This is a genomic window from Sphingomonas sp. Leaf357 (assembly GCF_001423845.1).
Lineage (GTDB): Bacteria > Pseudomonadota > Alphaproteobacteria > Sphingomonadales > Sphingomonadaceae > Sphingomonas.
This window is the reverse complement of the sequence record NZ_LMPM01000001.1, coordinates 269,955-290,932: the sequence shown is the minus strand read 5'-3', so window position 1 is coordinate 290,932 and position 20,978 is coordinate 269,955. Positions and strand designations below refer to the sequence as shown.

17 protein-coding genes are annotated in these 20,978 nt (G+C 66.8%); 13 read left to right on the top strand and 4 right to left on the bottom strand.

Features of this window, described 5'->3' with window-relative positions; genetic code table 11:
- The first annotated feature begins 41 nt into the window (after nt 1-41).
- The 10 genes from ASG11_RS01375 (at nt 42) to ASG11_RS01330 (ending at nt 11,005) form a co-directional block, all read left to right on the top strand.
- Entirely contained in the window at nt 42-659 is a 618-nt protein-coding gene (locus ASG11_RS01375; RefSeq protein ID WP_055774211.1) for an outer membrane protein, read from the top strand.
- Between the two features lie 153 nt (nt 660-812).
- Complete coding sequence (dnaN, locus tag ASG11_RS01370) at nt 813-1,925, top strand: DNA polymerase III subunit beta (protein ID WP_055774209.1); 1,113 nt, start codon at nt 813-815, stop codon at nt 1,923-1,925.
- A gap of 48 nt (nt 1,926-1,973) precedes the next feature.
- Nucleotides 1,974-3,533 carry a hypothetical protein gene (locus ASG11_RS01365; RefSeq protein WP_055774208.1) on the top strand — a complete coding sequence of 520 codons (1,560 nt, stop codon included), beginning with the start codon at nt 1,974-1,976 and terminating at the stop codon, nt 3,531-3,533.
- 52 nt (nt 3,534-3,585) lie between these two features.
- The gene (locus ASG11_RS01360) at nt 3,586-4,377 is read left to right on the top strand and encodes a Coq4 family protein (protein ID WP_055774206.1); all 792 of its coding nucleotides are present in this window, start codon (nt 3,586-3,588) and stop codon (nt 4,375-4,377) included.
- 41 nt (nt 4,378-4,418) lie between these two features.
- Nucleotides 4,419-5,495, top strand: a complete 1,077-nt coding sequence (recF, locus tag ASG11_RS01355; protein ID WP_055774204.1) for a DNA replication/repair protein RecF — start codon at nt 4,419-4,421, stop codon at nt 5,493-5,495.
- Between the two features lie 83 nt (nt 5,496-5,578).
- On the top strand, nt 5,579-6,340 hold the full coding sequence (locus ASG11_RS01350) for an OmpA family protein (RefSeq protein WP_055774202.1): 762 nt from the start codon (nt 5,579-5,581) through the stop codon (nt 6,338-6,340).
- A gap of 102 nt (nt 6,341-6,442) precedes the next feature.
- Nucleotides 6,443-7,114, top strand: coding sequence for a hypothetical protein (locus tag ASG11_RS01345; protein ID WP_055774200.1), 672 nt, complete (start codon nt 6,443-6,445; stop codon nt 7,112-7,114).
- Nucleotides 7,115-7,199: 85 nt separating this feature from the next.
- Nucleotides 7,200-9,698 carry a DNA topoisomerase (ATP-hydrolyzing) subunit B gene (gene gyrB, locus ASG11_RS01340; protein WP_055780015.1) on the top strand — a complete coding sequence of 833 codons (2,499 nt, stop codon included), beginning with the start codon at nt 7,200-7,202 and terminating at the stop codon, nt 9,696-9,698.
- Between the two features lie 34 nt (nt 9,699-9,732).
- Nucleotides 9,733-10,482 carry a class I SAM-dependent methyltransferase gene (locus tag ASG11_RS01335; RefSeq protein ID WP_055774198.1) on the top strand — a complete coding sequence of 250 codons (750 nt, stop codon included), beginning with the start codon at nt 9,733-9,735 and terminating at the stop codon, nt 10,480-10,482.
- Nucleotides 10,483-10,534: 52 nt separating this feature from the next.
- Nucleotides 10,535-11,005 (top strand): DUF1440 domain-containing protein, encoded by a 471-nt coding sequence (locus tag ASG11_RS01330; protein ID WP_055774196.1) that lies wholly within the window; start codon nt 10,535-10,537, stop codon nt 11,003-11,005.
- A gap of 114 nt (nt 11,006-11,119) precedes the next feature.
- Here the strand turns inward: ASG11_RS01330 and ASG11_RS01325 are convergent, their stop codons facing one another.
- Genes ASG11_RS01325 through ASG11_RS01310 form a run of 4 tightly spaced genes read right to left on the bottom strand, consistent with a single transcriptional unit; the run spans nt 11,120 to nt 14,939 of the window.
- Entirely contained in the window at nt 11,120-12,148 is a 1,029-nt protein-coding gene (locus tag ASG11_RS01325; protein WP_082472532.1) for a sensor histidine kinase, read from the bottom strand.
- Nucleotides 12,145-12,588: a response regulator gene (locus ASG11_RS01320; protein WP_055774195.1), complete on the bottom strand. Its 444-nt coding sequence runs from the start codon at nt 12,586-12,588 to the stop codon at nt 12,145-12,147. The genes ASG11_RS01325 and ASG11_RS01320 overlap by 4 nt, the downstream gene beginning before the upstream one ends.
- The gene (locus ASG11_RS01315; protein WP_055774193.1) at nt 12,585-14,111 is read right to left on the bottom strand and encodes a sensor histidine kinase; all 1,527 of its coding nucleotides are present in this window, start codon (nt 14,109-14,111) and stop codon (nt 12,585-12,587) included. The genes ASG11_RS01320 and ASG11_RS01315 overlap by 4 nt, the downstream gene beginning before the upstream one ends.
- 57 nt (nt 14,112-14,168) lie before the next feature.
- Nucleotides 14,169-14,939, bottom strand: coding sequence for a 3'-5' exonuclease (locus ASG11_RS01310; RefSeq protein ID WP_055774191.1), 771 nt, complete (start codon nt 14,937-14,939; stop codon nt 14,169-14,171).
- A 170-nt stretch (nt 14,940-15,109) separates the two neighbouring features.
- Here ASG11_RS01310 and ASG11_RS01305 point away from each other — a divergent pair, with 170 nt between their 5' ends.
- The 3 genes from ASG11_RS01305 (at nt 15,110) to ASG11_RS01295 (ending at nt 20,970) form a co-directional block, all read left to right on the top strand.
- Nucleotides 15,110-17,479: a TonB-dependent receptor gene (locus tag ASG11_RS01305; RefSeq protein WP_055774190.1), complete on the top strand. Its 2,370-nt coding sequence runs from the start codon at nt 15,110-15,112 to the stop codon at nt 17,477-17,479.
- Between the two features lie 237 nt (nt 17,480-17,716).
- The gene (locus tag ASG11_RS01300; protein ID WP_055774188.1) at nt 17,717-18,934 is read left to right on the top strand and encodes an argininosuccinate synthase; all 1,218 of its coding nucleotides are present in this window, start codon (nt 17,717-17,719) and stop codon (nt 18,932-18,934) included.
- A gap of 287 nt (nt 18,935-19,221) precedes the next feature.
- Nucleotides 19,222-20,970, top strand: coding sequence for a hypothetical protein (locus ASG11_RS01295; protein ID WP_236697339.1), 1,749 nt, complete (start codon nt 19,222-19,224; stop codon nt 20,968-20,970).
- Nucleotides 20,971-20,978 lie beyond the last annotated feature (8 nt).

Below are 20,978 nucleotides of genomic sequence, written 5' to 3'. Positions count from 1 at the left end.
CAGCCGCGAAGACGGTGGGTCGCACAATTGGAGTTATGACAATGCGTAAGATCATCATCACCACCGCCGGCGCAGCCTTGGCCCTCGGAATCGCCGCCCCGGCCTTCGCGCAGGACGTGCCCGTCGAGCAGGCGCCGTTCACCGGCGCGCGCGCCGAAGCCATTCTCGGGTACGATCGGGTCGCCGACGGCAAGGACAATTCGAACGGCAAGGACGGCCTGCTGTACGGCGGCGCGATCGGCTACGATGCGCAGGTCGGTGGGGTCGTGCTCGGCGTCGAGGGTGAGATCACCGGCTCGACGATCAAGACCCGCAACAGCAACCTGCTGACCGCAGGCGACAATATCCGCGTCAAGGCCGGTCGCGATCTGTACGCCGGCGCACGGTTGGGCTTCGTCCTGTCGCCGGATACGCTGCTGTACGCCAAGGCCGGCTACACCAATGCCCGCTTCAACACCGATTACAGCATCGGCACCGCGCGGATCGAGCAGGGCGACAACCTCGGCGGCTTCCGGGTCGGCGCGGGGATCGAGCGCAAGTTGAGCGGCAACACCTATGTGAAGGGCGAATATCGTTACTCGCATTACGGCAAGCTCGACGGCTACGACATCGATCTGGATCGCCACCAGGTTCTGGCCGGCGTGGGCGTGCGCTTCTAAGCACGCCCGACACTCCGAATTTTCGGACAGCGGAAGAAGGGCTGGAGCGCTTGCTCCAGCCCTTTTTTTCGTTAAGGTTAGGAGACCGGCAATACCCCCGACTCCATACGCTCGGCGGGCACGAAATTTGGGCGGCGGCCCGGGGGAAATACGATGAAGGCGACGATCGAACGCGCAACCCTGCTGAAGGGGCTGAGCCACGTCCAGTCGGTGGTCGAACGCCGCAACACGATTCCGATCCTCAGCAACGTGTTGATCGAGGCGACCGCCGAGGGCGGGCTGAAGCTGATGGCGACCGACCTCGATCTGCAGATCAACGAGACGATCGCGGCCGCCGTGGACACGCAGGGCGCGACCACCGTTTCGGCGCACACCTTGTTCGATATCGCGCGCAAGCTGCCCGAGGGCAGTCAGGTGTCGCTCGCCGCGGCCGAGGGCAAGATGACGATCATGGCGGGCCGCGCCAAGTTCCAGCTCGGCACGCTGCCGCGCGACGATTTTCCGGTGATCGCGGAAGGGGAATTGCCGGTGTCGTTCGAACTGCCGGCGGAAACGCTCAAGCAGATTATCGACAAGACGCGCTTCGCCATCTCGACGGAGGAGACGCGCTACTACCTCAACGGCATCTTCTGGCACGTGTCGGACGATCCGCAGCCGGTGCTGAAGGCGGCGGCGACCGACGGCCATCGTCTGGCGCGCATCACGCTGCCGCGGCCCGATGGCGCGGAAGCGATGCCCGACGTGATCATTCCGCGCAAATGCATCGCCGAACTGCGCAAGCTGCTGGAAGAGATCGACGGGTCGGTCGGCGTGTCGCTGTCGCCGACCAAGATCCGCTTCGATCTCGGGCAGGCGCTGCTGACGTCGAAGCTGATCGACGGCACCTTCCCGGATTACAGCCGGGTCATCCCGACCGGCAACGACAAGATCCTGAAGATCGATCCGCGCAGCTTCGAGGAAGGCGTCGACCGCGTCTCCACGATCGCGACGGAAAAGACCCGCGCGGTGAAGATGGCGCTGGATCGCGACAAGATCACGTTGTCCGTCACCTCGCCCGAAAACGGCACGGCGGCGGAAGAGGTCCCGGGCGACTATACCGCTCTGGGGTTCGAGATCGGCTTCAACAGTCGCTATCTGCTCGACATCCTGGGCCAGCTGGACGGCGACACGATCGAAGTCCATCTTGCCGACGCCGCCGCCCCGACGCTGATCCGCGAGAACGACAAGAGCGCGGCGCTGTATGTCTTGATGCCGATGCGGGTTTGATGCAGGGGGCGTGCCCTTCGGTACGTCCTGTGGAACCCAGTCAATTTGATGGCTTTTGATGAACCCGCCGGCGGCGGGCCGGGACGGCGGGTCCGGCTGATCGATCGGCTTAGTGCCGACCCGACGTCGCGGGCCGTGGCGTTTCTCGCTTTCGCATTGCTGGTGCGGTGCATCCAGTTCGGCAATCCGGTGATCCAGCCGGACGACCAATTCTATCTGCTGACCGGCGATCGGCTGCTGCACGGCGATCTGCCCTATATCGACATCTGGGATCGCAAGCCCGTCGGGCTGTTCATCCTCTATGCCGGCATTCGGCTGCTCGGCGGCGTCGGCGTCATCCAGTACCAGATCGTCGCGACGATCTTCGCTGCGCTCACCGCCTGCGTGATCGCGCAGATCGCGCTGCGTTTCACCACGCGGCGGGGCGCTCTGCTCGGCGGATGCACCTATCTGCTGTATCTGTGCGTGTTCGGCGGCGAGGGCGGGCAATCGCCGGTCTTCTACAATCTGTTCACGGCGATGGCGGCGATGTGCATCGTCTGGATCCTGGATCGCGATCGCTTCGGCGCGCGCGAAATCGGGCTCGGGTCGGCGGCGATGGCGCTGATGGCGCTGGCGATGCAGATAAAATATCCGGCGCTGTTCGAGGGCGCGTTCTTCGGCCTCGCCTTGCTGTGGATCGCACATCTGCGCGGCGTGAAGATCATCGGCCTGTTGGCGCTGGCGATCGTCTGGATCGTCATCGCGCTGGCCCCAACCGCCGCCGCCTGGGGCTTCTACGCCGCGCGGGGCTATAACGACGCCTTCGTCTTCGCCAATTTCACCTCGATCTTCCAGCGCGGGCATCCGGCCTATGGCACCGTGTTCATGCGCTGGTTCGTGATGGTGGCGCAGATTTCGCCGCTGCTGCTGGTCGCGTACCTGTCATGCCGCCCGAAGGACGAAGCGGGTCGGATCGTACCGCTGACGCCGCACGCCACCCAGAAGTTCGTGCGCGACTGGGCGCTCGCGGCGGTCGGCGCGGTGATGGTGTTCGGCAGCTATTACGATCATTACGCGCTGCCGATGCTGCTGCCGCTCGCCATCGCAGGCGCGCCGCTGCTGGGCGATCTGGCGGCGGGCGTGGATTTCCATTCGCGCCATCGCCGCCTGCACGTGCCGGCGGTACTGTTCGTCGGGTTCATCGCCGCGGTGCTGGCGACGGTCGCGATCCTGACGCATCAGGAAGGGCGCGGGCGGGGCAAGGCGGTCTATGCGATAGCGGCCTATCTGAAGCCCCGACTGCACGACTGCCTGTACGTCTTCGCCGCCGAGCCGATCCTGTATCACCTGACCGGATCCTGCCTGCCGACCCGCTGGGCCTTTCCCGATCATCTCATCAATTCGGTGGAAGATGGCGCGATCGGCGTCGATCCGCTGGTCGAGGTGAAGCGGATCATGAGCCATCGGCCGGAATATGTCGTGGCGATGGAAAGCACGTTCAGCACGATCAATCTGCGCACCTGGAACTACATGCAGGCGGAACTGGCCCGTGATTACGCCCCGGTCTTCGTCGCACCGGTGGGGATGCATTCGCGGATCGTCTATCGCCGTCTGCCGGGGCATTGACGCAGCGCCCGAGGTCAACTACTTACAGCCTTGTCAGTAAGGAGCGACTCGGATGGCCAAGCTTCCCCCTTTCCCCGGCACGACCGGTCGGCGCGATTGGCGCACCGCGCTGGACGCGATCAAGAAGCTGATGGCGAACGGCGACGATACGACCCAGGTGTTCCGCATCATGCGCGCGCTGAACGTCGGCAATGCGCCGATGAACTATGCGCGCTTCATCGCCACCGAACAGGGCGGGCGGCTCGCCTATCAGCGCACCGAACTCGCTCAGGTCTTCGCGCAGCCGGGCTATGCCAAGCAATTCGCGCCCGGCACGGTCGGTGCGGCGTACAATCATTTTCTCGAAAGCACGGGCTATTCGGCCGATGGCCTCGCCGAAGTCAGCCGCATCAATGCCGAGGAGGATCTGCTTCACCCCTATGCGTGGTTCGGCCGCCGCGTGCGCGACACACACGACATCTGGCACGTGCTCACCGGCTACAAGGCCGACGAGAGCATGGGCGAGGCGGCGTTGGTCGCATTCTCCTACGCGCAGGTCGGCGGGCTCGGCTGGGCGCTGATCGGCACCGCCGCCGCGCTTAAGAGCATGCGCGTCACCGGCAACCGCCTGTTCGCCAAGGCGGTATGGGAAGGCTATCGGCACGGCCGCAAGGCGAAGTGGATTTCCGGCGAGGATTACGAGCAACTGCTGCACGAACCGCTCGACGCGGCGCGGGCGCGGCTCAACATCCTGACCCCGGTCGCCTATCGCAAGGCGCAGGTTGAACTGGGCGAAGAGATGGCCTCCTATCTCAGCACGCAGCGCGAGAAGGCCGCGCAAACCGCGGAGCGCCTCGCCGCGTAAAGCGCGCGACGGATCGCCATTCTGCGCTAAGAGGCGGGCCAATGCTCGCCCGCCTCGTCCTCACCGATTTCCGCAACCATCCCGATACCGTGATCGCGCCGGGGCCGGGCTTCGTCGTGCTGACCGGCGAGAACGGCGCGGGCAAGACCAACGTGCTGGAGGCGGTGTCGCTGCTCGCGCCGGGGCGCGGGCTGCGCCGCGCGGCGCTGGGCGAGATGGCGCGGCAGAGCGGGCCGGGTAGTTTCGGTGTCGCGGCGTCCTTGCAACCCCAGATGCAAGCGGACGGGGAGATCGACATCGCCACCGGCACGCAGGCGTCCGCCCCGGAACGCCGCATCGTGCGCATCCAGGGCGCGCCCGTCGCCGCGACCGCGCTGGCCGAATGGCTGACCGTATTGTGGCTCACCCCGGCGATGGACCGGCTGTTCACCGAACCGGCGGGCGAACGCCGCCGCTTCCTCGATCGCCTGACGCTCGCGCTCGCCCCGGGCCATGCGGTGCACAGCAATCGCTACGAAGCGGCGATGCGCGCGCGCAACCGGTTGCTCGGCGAGGACATGCCGCCCGATCCCGACTGGCTGTCCGCGCTTGAGGCGCAGATGGCCGAACATGGCGCGGCGATCGACGACGCGCGACGCGACACGATCGCCGCGCTGGCCGAGGCGCTCGCAACGCAACCCGAAGGGCCGTTCGCCCGTGCGAGCCTCGCGCTGGACGGATGGAGCGGCGGCGGATCGACGCTCGCCGCCGATCTGGCGCAGGTCCGCCGGCGCGATGCCGCGGCCGGGCGCACCCTGGTCGGCCCGCACCGCACCGATCTGTCGGTCACGCATCTCGGAAAAGGGCAGGCGGCGGCGCTCTGCTCGACCGGCGAACAGAAGGCGTTGCTGCTCGGCATCGTCCTCGCGCATGCCGATCTGGTCGCCGCACGCACCGGCCATCCACCGATCCTGCTGCTCGACGAGGTCGCCGCGCATCTCGATCCGGTGCGGCGCACGGCGCTGTTCGATCGGCTGTCGGGCCAGGGGCAGGTGTGGATGACCGGCACCGAGGATGCCCTGTTCGACGGCCTCGGCCGCGACGCCTTCCGCCTCACGCTCGGACCTCCGCCCCGCTGAACCTCACCTGTCGATCGAACTCATTCGCGGTTCAAGCGTCTCGTCCCATTGCCGCCGTTCGGCGGGGTTCGAGGAGAGATGAGATGACGAAGTTCACCAAACCAATGCTGGCCTTGCTGGCGATCGCCGGGGCCGCGACACCGGCACTCGCGCAGGATCGTTGGGATTATGGCGGCGGGCGCCCGGGCGACCGCGACTATCGCCTGGTCGGAGCGGGCGTGAGCCTGCTCTATCCCGAACTGCGCAGCACCAATCGCGGGCGCGCGTTCGTGATGCGCAATTTCGACGACAATCGCGACGGCCGCATCCAGCCGCGCGAGGCTCAGGCGGCCAACCGGGCGTTCGCCGCGATCGCCGGCCCACGCCGCGACCGTTTCGACTGGCGCACGCGCGACACGGTCGTCGTGGTCGAGGATCGTGGCCGTCCGGGCGGATGGGATCGTGGCGCGATGCGCGGCTACGGCTTCCGCCAGACCGCGCGCGGCGCGACGCTCAGGTTGCAGGAGGACGTGCTGTTCAAGACCGACAGCGCGGTGCTGCGCCCCGGTGCGATCGACAAGTTGCGCCCGCTCGCCGACTACCTGCGCGCCGAATCCGGCGTGCGCGTCGCAATCGACGGGTACACGGACTCGCGTGGCACCGACGCGCACAACCAGGATCTGTCGGAACGCCGCGCCGCGAGCGTGCGCAGCGCGTTCGACGATATGGGCGTCGTCCGCGCGCGCTTCTCGGTCGTCGGGCATGGCGAGGCCGATCCGGTCGCGACCAATGCGACGCCCGAAGGCATGCGGCAGAACCGGCGCGTCGAAGTGACGCTGCTCGGCCAGCGCGCCGACCGCTTCTGATCGTTTCACGGGGCGTCCGGCCTCGGCTGGTCGCCCCCGTAACGGAACTGTCGCCCGACGCCGGTCGTTAGGCGGCCGATATAAAAGACGAGAGGACTCATCATGACTAGCTACAAGACGATGCTCAATGCCGCCGTCGCATCCGCCCTGTTGTTCGGCGCCGCCGGGCCGGTGATGGCGCGCGGCAAGATGGATCGTGCCCGTGAAGCCGTCGCCGCCGCACGCGCCAAGGTCGAGGTCGCCGCGAAGCTCGGCGCGAGCGGCGAAGTGCCGCGCCTGCAGGCCGAAGCCGCCGCCGCGCTGCGCACCGCCGAGGAGGATGTCGCCAGCAGCCGCAAGGACGAGGCGATCGCCCAGGCCAACCGCGCCTCGCAACTCGCCGACACCGCGATCGGCATTTCGGAGCGCAACCGCAATGCCAGCGCCAACGTGAACGCCGCCGTCGCGGTTGATGCCGCGCAGCAGGCCGCCGCCGCCAATGCTCAGGCCCAGGCCGCGACGGCGCAGGCCGACGACGCCAACGCCCGCGCCGCCGCCGCCGAACGGGCGGCCCGCGCGGCCCAGGATGAGGCCGCCGCGGCCCGCGCCGCGCCGGCCCCTGCGCCGACCACCGTCATCACCACCGAGACGACCAAGACGGCCGCCGTGCCGGCGACCCGGACCGTGGTGAAGGCCAAGCCGCGCGTGGTGAAGAAGACGGTGCGCAGCACCACGCCGGTACGCGCCGCGACGACCGAGAAGACCACCACGACGGTGACGACCGCGCCGAACTGATCGCGCGTGCGAACGGGCCGTGCGTCCCATCGGCGCGCGGCCCATTTTGCTTCCGTTTTATGTCCCGCGACCCTATATGCTGGGCATGGCTGAAGACCCCAACACCAACGATTACGGCGCAGACTCGATCAAGGTCCTGAAGGGCCTGGATGCGGTGCGCAAACGCCCCGGCATGTATATCGGCGACACCGACGATGGCTCGGGCCTGCACCACATGGTGTTCGAAGTCTCGGACAATGCGATCGACGAGGCGTTGGCCGGGCATTGCGACCGGATCGACATCACGCTGAACGCCGACGGCTCGGTCTCCGTGACCGACAACGGACGTGGCATCCCAACCGGCATCCATACCGAGGAGGGCGTCTCCGCGGCCGAGGTCATCATGACCCAGCTGCACGCCGGCGGTAAATTCGAGAACACGTCCGACGACAATGCCTACAAGGTTTCCGGCGGGCTGCACGGCGTCGGCGTGTCGGTGGTCAACGCGCTGTCGGAATGGCTCGACCTGACGATCTGGCGCGATGGGCAGGAGCATTACATGCGCTTCGCCTTCGGCGATGCCGTCGCGCCGCTCAAGGTCATAAGCCCCGCCGCGCCCAATCAGAAGGGCACGCGCGTCACCTTCTTCCCGAGCCCCGCCACGTTCAAGATCACCGAGTTCGATTTCGACAAGCTCGAGCATCGCTACCGCGAACTGGCCTTTCTCAATTCGGGCGTCCGGCTGTTCCTCAACGATGCGCGGCACGAGGAGTTGAAGACGACCGAGCTCTATTACGAGGGCGGCATCGCTGCGTTCGTGAAATATCTCGACCGCAACAAGGTACCGCTGATGCCCGAGCCGGTGGCGATCAGCGGCACGCGCGACGACGTGACGATCGACGTCGCGTTGGAGTGGAACGATTCCTATTACGAGAACGTCCTCGCCTTCACCAACAACATCCCGCAGCGCGACGGCGGCACGCACATGGCCGCGTTCCGCGCGGCGATGACGCGCACGCTGAACAATTATGCCGAGAAGTCCGGTCTCCTGAAGAAGGAGAAGGTGACGCTGACCGGTGACGACATGCGCGAGGGGCTGACCGCGATCGTCTCGGTCAAGCTGCCCGATCCGAAATTCTCCTCGCAGACCAAGGACAAGCTGGTCTCGTCCGAAGTGCGCCAGCCGCTCGAAAGCCTGATGGCCGACAAGCTGGCCGAATGGCTCGAGGAAAACCCCGCGCACGGCAAGGCGATCGTCGCCAAGATCATCGACGCCGCCGCCGCGCGCGAGGCCGCGAAGAAGGCGCGCGAACTAACCCGCCGCAAGGGCGTGATGGATATCGCGTCGCTGCCCGGCAAGCTCGCCGATTGCCAGGAGCGCGATCCGGCCAAGTCCGAACTGTTCCTGGTCGAGGGAGATTCGGCCGGCGGGTCCGCCAAGCAGGGCCGCGACCGGCATTTCCAGGCGATCCTGCCGCTGCGCGGCAAGATCCTGAACGTCGAGCGCGCGCGCTTCGATCGCATGCTGTCGAGCCGCGAAATCGGCACGCTGATCCAGGCGATGGGCACCGGCATCGGGCGCGACGATTTCAAGATCGACAAGCTGCGCTACCACAAGATCGTCATCATGACCGACGCAGACGTCGACGGCGCGCACATCCGCACGTTGCTGCTGACCTTCTTCTATCGCCAGATGCCGGAGATCATCACCGGCGGCTATCTCTACATCGCGCAACCGCCGCTCTACAAAGCGACGCGCGGGCGCAGCGAAGTGTATCTGAAGGACGATAACGCGCTCGACGATTACCTGATCGAGAACGGCGTCGCGGCGACCGTGCTGGAAGGCGCGGGCGGGCCGCGCTCGGGTGCCGATCTGCGCAGTCTGGTCGATCATGCCCGGCGCATGCGCACGCTGATGCGCTACGTGCCGCGGCGCTACGATCCGACGATGGTCGAGGCGCTGGCAATGGGCGGTGCTCTCGATCCGAACGCCGAGCGCGCCGATCGGCTGGCGCATGTCACCGAAGTCACCCAGGGCCTGATGGCCGCCGATCCCGAAGCGCGCTGGACCGCCAGCCTGATCGAGGACGGCTCGATCCATTTCGAGCGCGCCTGGCGCGGCGTGACCGATCACCACATCATCGAGGCGGCGTTCCTGGTGTCGGCCGAGGCGCGCAAGCTGCATGCGCTGGCGATGGAACAGGCGGACAGCTTCGCGCAGACCGCCAAGCTCGTCTCGACCAAGGCCGCCGCTGCGCAGGCCGAAGCCGAAGATGCGGTGGCCGATGCCGATGACGATGCGCCACCCGCCCCGGTCGGCAAGGGCCAGACGATGGTCGCGCGGCCGAGCCAGCTGTTCGAGGCGATCCTGCTCGCCGGTCGCAAGGGGCTGGCCATCTCGCGCTACAAGGGGCTGGGTGAGATGAATGCGGAACAATTGTGGGAGACCACGCTCGATCCGCAGAACCGTTCGCTGCTGCGTGTCGAGATCGACCAGGCCGATGTGGCGGACGAGATCTTCACCCGGCTGATGGGCGACGTGGTCGAGCCGCGTCGCGAATTCATCCAGGAAAACGCATTGAGCGTCGCCAATCTGGACGTCTGATACGCAACGACCATAATCGAACAGGAGAGAGACGATGCAAGCTTGGGCCAAGGTAACGATCGTCTCTCTCGCCGCGGTCGCGGCGGTAGCGGGCGCGAAGACGCATTCGGCGAGCGAGAGCCAGCAGGCGATCGCCGCCGCGCTCGCCAATCCGGCGCGCGCCGATCAGGCCGCCGATGACGCGCGGCGCAAGGCGGCCGAGGTGCTGGCGTTCGCCGGCGTCGGGCCGGGCGACACGGTGGTCGATTTCTTCCCAGGTGCCGGATATTGGACGCGGATCTTCTCGGGCGTGGTCGGGCCGAAGGGACAGGTCATCTCGCTGTGGCCGTCGGGCACGAAGAAATATGCCGACAAGGCCGCCCCGGCGATGACGGCGCGCGGCCTCGCCAACGTCAAGGTCGATGTGCAGGAAGGGCCGCTGGCCGTGTCCACGCCGGTCGATCTGGTGTGGACCGTCCAGAACTATCACGACATCAACAATGTCGGCGGCGAAGCGGCGATCGCCTCGGTCGATGCCGGCATCTTCAAGATGCTCAAGCCCGGCGGCACGTACATCGTGATCGACCATGCCGACGCGCCCGGCTCGGGCCTCACCGGCACGTCGACCACGCACCGGATCGATCCGGCTGCGGTAAAGGCGCAGGTGATCAAGGCGGGCTTCAAGTTCGTCGGCGAGAGCGCGGCGCTGCGCAACCCGGCGGACGATCACAAACGCAACGTGTTCGATCCCGCGATCCGCGGCCATACCGACCAGTTCATCTACAAGTTCCGCAAGCCCGGTTGAACGAATCCGGGTGCCAAGGCGTTGGCGATCCTGATGAATTCGGGAGACGTGAATGCCTGACCTGCCGGTGTTGGTGCTGCTTGGGGCGGTGTGCGGACTGATCGCGTCGGCGGTCATGGAAGCGTATCAGACGATCGCCGCCAGGCCGTTCGGCCAGACCGGCGGCGGCGATTCCTCGACCGTGAAGTTCGCCGACATGATCAGCTCAGCGTTGACCGGCGAGCCGGTCACGCAGAAGCGCCGCGCCCTGGCCGGGCGGGTGGTGCATTACGTGACGGGATCGGTGTTGGGCGTGATCTACGTCGTGGTCGCGGCGATCGAGCCGGACGTCGCGATCCTGTTCGGCGTGGCCTATGGCGTGGTGGTGGCGATCGTGCTGGATTATGTCGTGGTGCCGACGCTCGGGCTCGGGCCGCCGGCGTGGAAGACGCCGTTCGCTACGCATCTGTATGGCCTGACCGCGCATATGGTGTTCGGCGCGAGCCTGGAGGCGGCGCGGCGGATCGGGTTCCTGCTGTTCTAGGCTAGATAGATTTTGGGGTATCCCACCCGTTCTGCCGAGCTTGTCGAAGCACATGCCCCGTAAAATGTTCTCCGACAGGTTCAGGGCGAACGGAGTAAGCCGGATCAGCCGGTCCTAAACCGCCGCGCGCAGCACCGCACGCACGCCGGCGCGGTCGGTGTCGTATTCCACGATCGACTGCAGGCTCATCGCCATCGCGCGGATCAATTTCGTGCCCAACCCGGTGCCGCGCGGCTTCGCGCCGACGTCCATGCCGATGCCGTCATCCTCCACCGCAAGCAGAAAGCGGCCCTCGCCCTCGCTGGTCAGCGCCACGCGGACCTCGCCGCCACGGGCAGGATAGGCATATTTGCACGCATTGCTGACCAGTTCGGTGACGATCACGCCCAGCGACACCGCGCGATCCGTCGTCAGGCGGATCGGTTCGGCCGCCAGCGACAGCGTGCGGGGCGCGTCCGGGGTCGACCACGTCTCGCTCAGTTCGCCGACCAGGGCGGCGAGATATTCCTGCATGTCGACGCTTTCGACATCGTTCGACGTATAGAGCCGGCGATGGACCTGCGCGATCGCGGCGATGCGGCGCTGCGTGTCGGCCAGCGCCTCGCGCGCCTCGCCGTCGCTGACCACACCGGCCTGCATGCCGACCATGGCGGAAACCATCTGCAGCGAATTCGCGACGCGGTGGTTGACCTCGCTCAGCAGCGCTTCGAGCCGCGCGTTGGTCGCGCGCAATTCGTCCTCCGCCGCGGCCTTGGCCTGTTCGAGCAGCGAGCGCGCCCGCACCTGCTGGAACGCGCTGGCCAGCAGGTCGAAGAAATCGTCGCCGACCGTCTTGATGACGTAATCCGACGCGCCGGCCTTCAGCGCGGCGACCGCGATGCTGCCCTCTTCCGATCCGGTGACGTAGACGACCGGCGGCGTGTGCGGCAGGTCGCGCAACCGGGTCAGCGTCTCCAGCCCGTTCATCTCGGGCATGTAATGGTCGACCGCGATCACGTCGAACGCGGTCGTGCCGGCGATCGCCACGCCCTCCGCGCCGCCGCCCGCCACCGTCACCTGATAGCCGCGCCGCGCGAGCGCCTTCGCCGCCAGCCGGCGCAGACCCTCGTCGTCGTCGATGTACAGGACGGCCGGAATGGTCACTGGCCCTCGAGATCCGGCACCTGGATCACCGACAGGAACAGGCCCAATTGGCGGATCGCCTGGGCGAAGCTTTCGTAATTCACCGGCTTGGTGATGTAGACGTTGCAGCCGAGATCGTAGCAGCGCTGGATCTCCACCTTGTCGTCGGTGGTGGTCAGCACGACGACGGGCGTACGCTTCAGCGCCGGCTCGCTCTTGATCTTGGCCAGGATATCCGTGCCGCTCATGTCGGGCAGGTTGAGATCCAGCAGCACCAAGGCCGGGCCGTTCAGGGCCGGGCCGTTCTTGTCGTTGAACAGATAATGCAGCGCCGTCGTGCCGTCGGTGAAATGCGTGATTTCGTTCATGATGCCGGCACGGCGGATGTTCTTCTCGATCAGGCGCGCATGCCCCTCATCGTCCTCGATCATCACGATGCTGACGGAGCGATGGTCGTTCATGTCATTTCCCCCGATCTTCTGAATTCGACCTCGGTCAAGGTCGCGGGCAGCGTTACCCGGAAAGTGGCACCCTTGCCCAGTTCCGAGCGTACGTCGATCACGCCGCCGAGGCGATAGACCAGCGCGCGGACATGCGCGAGGCCGATCCCTTCGCCGGGCTGGTCCTGATGGCCGGAGCGGCGGAACAGATCGAACACGCGCTGGTGATCGGTCTCGGCGATGCCGCGACCATTGTCCTCGATCTCATAGGCGATCCGCGATCCGTTTCTGGCGCCCCTGACCAGGATCCGCCCCGGCCGGCCGGGCTGCAGATATTTCACCGCATTCTCGATCAGGTTGGAGAAGATCTGCTCGATCGCCAACCGATCTGTGACGATGCCGGGCAATTCGCCGTCGATGCCGATCGTCGCGCCGCGATCCTCGGTCAGGTGCTTGAGCGAGGCATCGATCGTGCCGACCAGCCCGGCCATGTCGACCGGCTCGGGCGCGATCACGCGACGCCCCTCGCGCGACAGCTTCAGGATCGCGTTGATCAGCCGGTCCATCTTCTGGGTCGAGGTGCGGATGAAGCGGATCGCCTCGGGCAGGTCCTCGCGCGCGGCCAGTCGCGCGTCCTCGCTGACGATCTCCGGCGCCTGCGCCTCGGCGCGGTCGATCAGTTCGGTGATCGCGGCGGTCGCGGTATCGAGTTCGGCGGTGAAGCCCATCACGTTGACCAGCGGACTGCGCAGATCGTGGCTGACGATATAGGCGAAGCGCTGGATCTCCTCGTTCGCACGGCTGAGATCGGCGGTGCGTTCGGTCACCTGTTCCTCCAGCGAATCCGCGAAATCGCGCAACGTGTCGCGCGACGTGGCCAGTTCGCGGGTATAGCGCAGCACCGTCGCCAGCGAGGCGCAGGCGACGAACAGCAGCAACAGCCCGGCCACACCCAGGATGATGTAGAACACCCTCACGCTGGCCTGCAGCTCGCGGTCGCGGATCGTCAGCAGCCGGCGTTCCTCCGCGCCCATCGCGGCCAGCGTTTCGCGGATGCCCTTCATGCGCGCCGCGCTCGTCTCCGCGACGAACGACTCGATCGCGGCCGGTCGTCGTCCCGCCCGGACCAGCGCGATCGTCTCGTCGCGGTGCGCGACGATGGCCCGGACCATGTCGCGCAGCTGCGCGGAAAAGCGGCGCTGGCGGGGATTGTCGATCGTCAGCTTCTCGACGACGTCCAGCGCCGGATCGAGCTTCGCGGCGATCTCGCGGTAACTGTCGAGATACACCTGCTGGCCCGAAAGCAGATAGCCGCGCCGCACCGTCTCGGACTGTTCGATCACGTTGGCGACTCGCGTCACCGCCAGCTCGACCTCGTAGGTGTGCGCGACCCAGCGGCCATGATCGGTGGTTCGCGAGGTGGACCAGGCGGCGGCGGCGACCGCGACGATCAACGCGGCAAAGCCGATCGCCATGCAGGCGATCAGGAATCGCCGCGCCAGACCCTCCCGCACGCCTAGTCTCTGGAGGAAGGGTTGCGCCATCGCGTTTCCCTTACGCAGCCGTCACGAACAATGCCAGTACGGTGCGCTTGAGCGAAATCAATCGTCCCAGAGCAGCGACCCTTGCAGCGTCGGCCGCCCGACCAGCCCGCCGCCGCGCCGCCGGGCAAGCTCGGTCTCGGCCGTAAAGCGCACGTCGATGTCGCGATCGCCGAGGAACTTGGCGAGGCTGTCGTCGTCGATCTCCTGCCAGGTCTTGCCGCGATCCAGCCCGAAACGCACGCGCGGCAACAGGCCGGGCTGGTTCGACCAGGCGATCAGCTGCGCGACGCTCGCTTCGTTGAGCATGTCGCGCAGGTGGAAGGCGGTGACATAGGCGTCCGGGAAGGCGCGGTGCGCGGGCAACCCCCGCTCATGCTCGATCCCGTGCGGCTTGCGCCAGTATCGCAGCACCTGATTGGAGAAGCTGGGCGAATCCGGCCATAATCTCAGCGCGCATTTCCACGTGCAGATCCAGTCCGCGCCCCGCGTCAGCGCCGGCGTGCAATATTGCTCCTCGAACGAGGCGCGGTGCGCGGCGAGCGCGATGCGGCGCGGATAGGGATCGAGCACCGGCCGCGCGACGTCCTGCCAGAACGGCGCCCCCGCGACCTGTTCGTCCAGGATGTGGTGCACGGCCTGGGTGATCGGCGGGATCGGCCGGCCGGGATTGACGTAGCGCTGCCCGCCTTCGCCGTGGATCTCCCACCGCCCGTCGGCCCCGAGCGCGACATCCTGCCAGCCGATCTCGCACACGCCGTGCGCCGGCGGCGCCTGTCCGGTGGTTTCGAGGTCGATGACGCGGATGATCGAAGGCTGGGGGGGAGGCATTGGTCCTTAAGTGGCGGCTTGTGCGTGCGAATGCCAGCCTTTCCGGTGTTGCCTCAGCGTTTCGCCGGGGAAGCGTCACCTGAAAGCGGCTTGCGCTGCGTCCATCACTGTATATGGCGAGATATGGCGACTCGCGGTGAAGCGGGTGTCGATGAAATCAGGGAAATACAATGCGGTCGAAGGCGATTCTCCTCCTCTCGGTGGGGCTGTTCGGTGCGGTTCCGACGGTCTCGCAGGCAAAAACGGATGCGCCCGCGACGATCCAGCCCGACGATCTCGATGGCGACGTGATCGTCACCGCGCGCCGCCGCGACGAGAATGCGCAGAACGTGCCGGCCTCGCTCTCGGTGGTAGGCGGCGCGCTGCTCGACCGGTCCTATACCGTCAACACGCAGCAATTGTCGCAATTGGTGCCGGCGCTGAACTACAGTTCGGCCAATCCGCGCAACACCGCCTTCACCATTCGCGGTCTGGGCAGCAGCGTCGTCGCGGTCAGCCAGGCGAATGACGGGCTGGAGCCGGGCGTCGGCTTCTATATCGACCAGGTCTATCACGCCCGCCCGGCAACCGCCGCGTTCGACTTCACCGATATCGATCGGGTCGAGGTGCTGCGCGGGCCGCAGGGTACGTTGTTCGGCAAGAACAGCACCGCCGGCGCGATCAACATCTCCACGCGCGCGCCGACCTTCACGCCGGAAGCGACCGAGGAGATTTCGGTCGGCAGCTATAATTTCGTCCAGGCCAAGGCATCCGGCTCCGGCCCGATCACCGATACGCTCGCCTTCCGTATCTCCGGCGTGACGACGCGCCGTGACGGCGTGATCCGCAACGTCGTCACGGGTGCCAGGCAGAACAGCATCGGCAACCAGGCGGTGCGCGGGCAATTGCTGTTCCGCCCGTCGGAGGATTTCCAGTTCCGGCTGAGCGCGGACTTCACCAACTTCCAGAGCGAATGCTGCACCCAGGTCTATGTCCGCGCGGTCGAGCGGCCCGCCAGCCTGCGCACGCTCTCGCGCCAGTATCTCGCGCTCGCCGCGGGTGCGCCGGGCGGCCCGTACCGCCCGCCGAGCTTCGACCCGTATGACCGCGTGACCGATATCGACGCGAAACTGGGTGTCGACACCAACGAAGGCGGCGTCTCCGGCATCGCCGACTGGAAGCTGGGCGGCGCGACGCTGACATCGATCACGGCGTGGCGTTTCTGGAACTGGGATGCGGCCAACGACCGCGATTATACCGGCCTGCCGATCCAGCTCGAACAGCACATCCCCTCGCGCCAGGACCAGTACAGCCAGGAATTGCGCCTCGCCTCGAACACGGAGGGCGCGTTCGACTATGTCGGCGGACTGTATTTCTTCCGGCAGAGGATCATCGGCCGGCCGATCTCGATCTACGGGCCGGCCGCGACCTACTGGCTGCTCGGCGGGCCGTCCGCCGCTCTGCCCGCCAACCTGCTCGACGGCTATGGCACCGACGGACGCACCGATTTCCAGTCGAACAGCTATGCCGCGTTCGGCGAGGTCAATTGGCAACCGCTCGCCGGCCTGACGCTGACCGGCGGGCTGCGCTATACGCATGAGGACAAGAAGGGTGCCTACGACACCTTCACCTTCGGCGGCCCCGCCAGCGTCACCGCCGCGCAACGCACCAGCCAGCTGTCGATCCTGCGCGGGCAAAGCTATCGCGCCAGCGTCAAGGACGACGACGTCACCGGCCGCGCGAACATCTCGTACCGGTTCCTGCCCGACGTGCTCGGCTATGCCAGCTTCGCGCGCGGGGCCAAATCGGGCGGGATCAACATGTCCGGCCTGCCGCTCGATACCGCCAACCAGCCGGTGCTGAGCACCGCCGTGGTCCGCCCCGAACGCAACACCGCATACGAAATCGGCCTGAAGACCCAGGCGTTCGACCGGCGGCTGACCTTCAATATCGACGGCTTTTATACCCGGGTCACCGATTTCCAGGCGAACGTCACCGATACGGCGGCAACGGTCGCGTTGCGGACCTATCTCGCCAACATTCCCAAGGTGACGGTGAAGGGCTTCGAGGCGGATGCGACCGCCAACATCACCCGCGATGTCCAGCTGCGCGGATCGGTCGCCTATGCCGACGGCAAATATGTCAGCTATCCCCAGGGTCCGTGCCCGATCGAGCTGATCGGCAACACGACGACGGTGTGCAATCTGAGCGGCAAGGCGCTGCCGAGCCTGCCGAAATGGTCGCTCACGGTGGGCGGCGACTATGCGCATCCGATCACGGATGGCACGAGCCTGTTCCTGCATGCCGATGCCAACACGCGCACGAAGCAGTTCGGCGATCCGACCGGATCGGCCTTCACGGTGATCGGCGGCTATACGATCGTCAACGGCAGCGTCGGGGTCCGCTTCGGCAAGGGTCTCGAACTCGCGGTGTTCGCGCGCAACCTGTTCGACAGGGATTACCTGCAGAACGTGACGATCCAGGCGGGCAATTCCGGCCTGATCGTCGGCACCCCAAGCGACCCGCGCACGATCGGGGTGACGTTCCGCGCGCGGCAATAGGGGCGAGTTCTCTCCGAACTGCCCTTTCGTTCGTCACCCCGGACGTGTTCCCGGGTCCACCCAGCGGCTTGTGAACCGGCCGGAAAACTGATGCTGACTTAGCGTCAGGGTGGACCCCGGAACACGTCCGGGGTGACGAGGCGTTGGCGGATCGATCCTCCGCTGAAAGCGCGCAATGCTTGCCCTCCAACGACACGGCTGATACCCGCCCGCGACCCCAATGTCCGGAGTTCTCCCATGTCCGATCAGATCAATCGCGTCGTCCTCGCCTATTCGGGCGGCCTCGACACCAGCGTGATCCTGAAATGGCTGCAGCAGACCTACAGTTGCGAGGTCGTGACCTTCACCGCCGATCTCGGCCAGGGCGAGGAGCTCGAACCGGCGCGCAAGAAGGCGGAGATGGCCGGGGTGAAGCCCGAACACATCTTCATCGACGATCTGCGCGAGGAATTCGTGAAGGATTACGTCTTCCCGATGATGCGGTCGAACGCATTGTACGAGGGGCTGTATCTGCTCGGCACCTCGATCGCCCGGCCGCTGATCGCCAAGCGCCAGATCGAGATCGCCAAGATGCTGAACGCCGACGCGGTCAGCCACGGCGCGACCGGCAAGGGCAACGATCAGGTGCGCTTCGAACTCGGCTATTACGCGCTGGCGCCCGACATCAAGGTGATCGCGCCGTGGCGCGAATGGGATCTCACCAGCCGCACCAAGCTGATCGAATTCGCCGAACAGCATCAGATCCCGGTCAGCAAGGACAAGCGCGGCGAGGCTCCGTTCTCGACCGACGCGAACATGCTGCACACCTCGTCCGAGGGCAAGGTGCTGGAAGATCCGTGGGACGAGGTGCCGGATTACGTCTATTCGCGCACGGTGAACCCGGAAGACGCGCCGAACGCGCCGGAAGTCATCACGATCGATTTCGAACGCGGCGATGGCGTGGCCGTCAACGGCGTCGGCATGTCGCCCGCGACCTTGCTGGAAACGCTGAACGAGATGGGCCGCCGCCACGGCATCGGCCGGCTCGATCTGGTCGAGAACCGCTTCGTCGGCATGAAGTCGCGCGGCATGTACGAGACGCCGGGCGGCACGATCTATCACCTCGCGCATCGCGGGATCGAACAATTGACGCTGGATCGCGGCGCCGCGCACCTGAAGGACGAACTCGCCCCGCGTTACGCCGAGCTGATCTATAACGGCTTCTGGTTCTCGCCCGAGCGCGAGATGCTGCAGGCCGCGATCGACCACAGCCAGGAAAAGGTGACCGGCACGGTGCGGCTGAAGCTGTACAAGGGATCGGTGATCGTCACCGGGCGAAAATCGCCCTTCTCGCTCTATTCGGAAAAGGTCGTGACGTTCGAGGACGATCAGGGCGCCTACGACCAGCGCGACGCGGCGGGCTTCATCAAGCTGCAGGCGCTCCGACTGCGGCTGCTCGGACGGCGGGATCGGTAGGCGCGCTTCTTTCCAGACCAATACACCACCGTCACCCCGGACTTGATCCGGGGTCCAACACGCGGCTGTCGATGAGGTCGATGGGGAGGTCTTCGTCCGCGGCACTTTGGACCCCGGATCAAGTCCGGGGTGACGGGGAGTATATGACGCCGGTCTGTTGCAAATGGATCGCCGCGTAGGAACATGCGCGCCTCTCCAAGCGCCACGGCCGGATTTATTCCTTACAATTCCGGCACTCCACTTGCTCGAAGAACGGTGGATTAACCGTTCCGCGCTAAACTCGGCGCATGGCTTCGACGGCAGCAAGGCGCGATTGGCGGGGGGACGCATTGGCGGCGTTCGTGCTCGCGCTGGTGCTTGCGCTCGCATGGAGCTGGCGCGACTGGCACGATTTGTCCGCGCTGCGCCTGCCCGATACCGACGATGTGATGCGGCTGCAGCAGATCCGCGACTGGCTTGCCGGGCAGCGGTTCAGCGACCTGTCGCAGCACCGGCTGGGCGCCGATCCGGGCCTCGCGATGCACTGGTCGCGCCTGCCCGATCTGGTGCCGGGGGCGATCATCGCCGCGCTCGCGCCGATGATCGGGCGGCACGGCGCGGAAGTCGCCGCCGTCATCGCCTGGCCGGCGCTGCTGCTCGCCACCGCTCTGTTCCTGATCGCCCGGATAGCGCGTGCGCTCGGCGGGCCGGAGATCGCGCGCACCGCGCTGATCGTCGCCGCCATCGCCTATCCCTCCTCGACGATCTTCCTGCCCGGTCGGCTCGATCATCACGGCCTGCAAGTCGTCCTGCTCCTCGTGATCGTGCACGCGCTGATCGCACGGTCGGGCATGGCACGCGGGCTGATCGCCGGCTTCGCCGCCGCCGCCAGCATCGCGATCGGGCTCGAGACCCTGCCGCTGATCGCGGTCGCGGGTGCCGTAGTGGTCGTCGGGTGGATCGGGCGCGGATCGGACGATGCGCTGATGGGCTTCGGCATCGCGCTCGCCGCCGGGCTGCTCGCCGCCAACACCGCGCTTCGCACCGACCAGTTCCTCTATCCGGCCTGTGACGGCTTCACCGCGATCACCTGGCGGGTGGCGCAATTCGCCGCCTTCGCGCCGATCGTGCTGGCGATCGCCGGCTATGCCAGCAAACGCAGCGACGTGCGCAGCCTGCTGGCGGGCATGGCCGGCGCGGCGACCGCCTATTTCGTGTGGCACACCGCCCCGATCTGCCTGTCCCCTTACGGCCAGGTCGATCCGCTGCTGGCCCGCCTGTGGCTGGCGCATGTCGGGGAGGCGCAATCGCTGTTCGCGGCGCCGACGGTCACGGCGGTCGGATATGCCGGCCTGATGGTCGCCGGGATCGTCGCCAGCCTGTGGCGGCTATGGGTGACGCGTAACGGGCTGTGGTGGACGGTGCTCGCGTTCCAGATCGGCGCATTGGCGCTGACCTGCCTGCAATTGCGCGGTGCCTATGCCGGAGCCATCCTCGCCGCGCCGGCGCTGGCCGCGGTGATCGCGGTGGCGCGGCGACGGGGGACGCCGGCGCTGGCGGCGGCGTGGATCGGATCGGCGGGGATGCTCTATCCGATCGCCGCCAATGCCTTCGTCCCGGTGCCGCAGGGCGATGGCCGGCCCGGCACCGGCGGCGGATCGTGCACCTCACCCAAGGCCTTGGCGCGGCTCGCCCGCCTGCCGCGGGGTCGGCTGCTCGCCCCGCTCGATCTCGGGGCCTATGCGATCGGCGCGACCCGGCTGAGCGTCGTCGGCGCGCCCTATCACCGGGGCAATGCCGGCAACGGCGCGGTCTATCGCTTCTTCCTCGGCCCGCCGGCCGCCGCACGCGAGATCGCGAAAGGCTGGCATGTCCGCTATGTCGCTTTGTGTCCGGACAGCTTCGGCGAACTCGGCGCGGCCGATCCGCGCAGCCTGATGGCCCGGCTCCGCTCGGGCCACGCACCGGCCTGGATGCGACCAATCGAGGGGCCCGACGACGGTTTGACGCTGTTCGAGGTGCAACCGCGCTTGTTCGAGCGCCCCCCGACGCTGTAAGGCCGTTC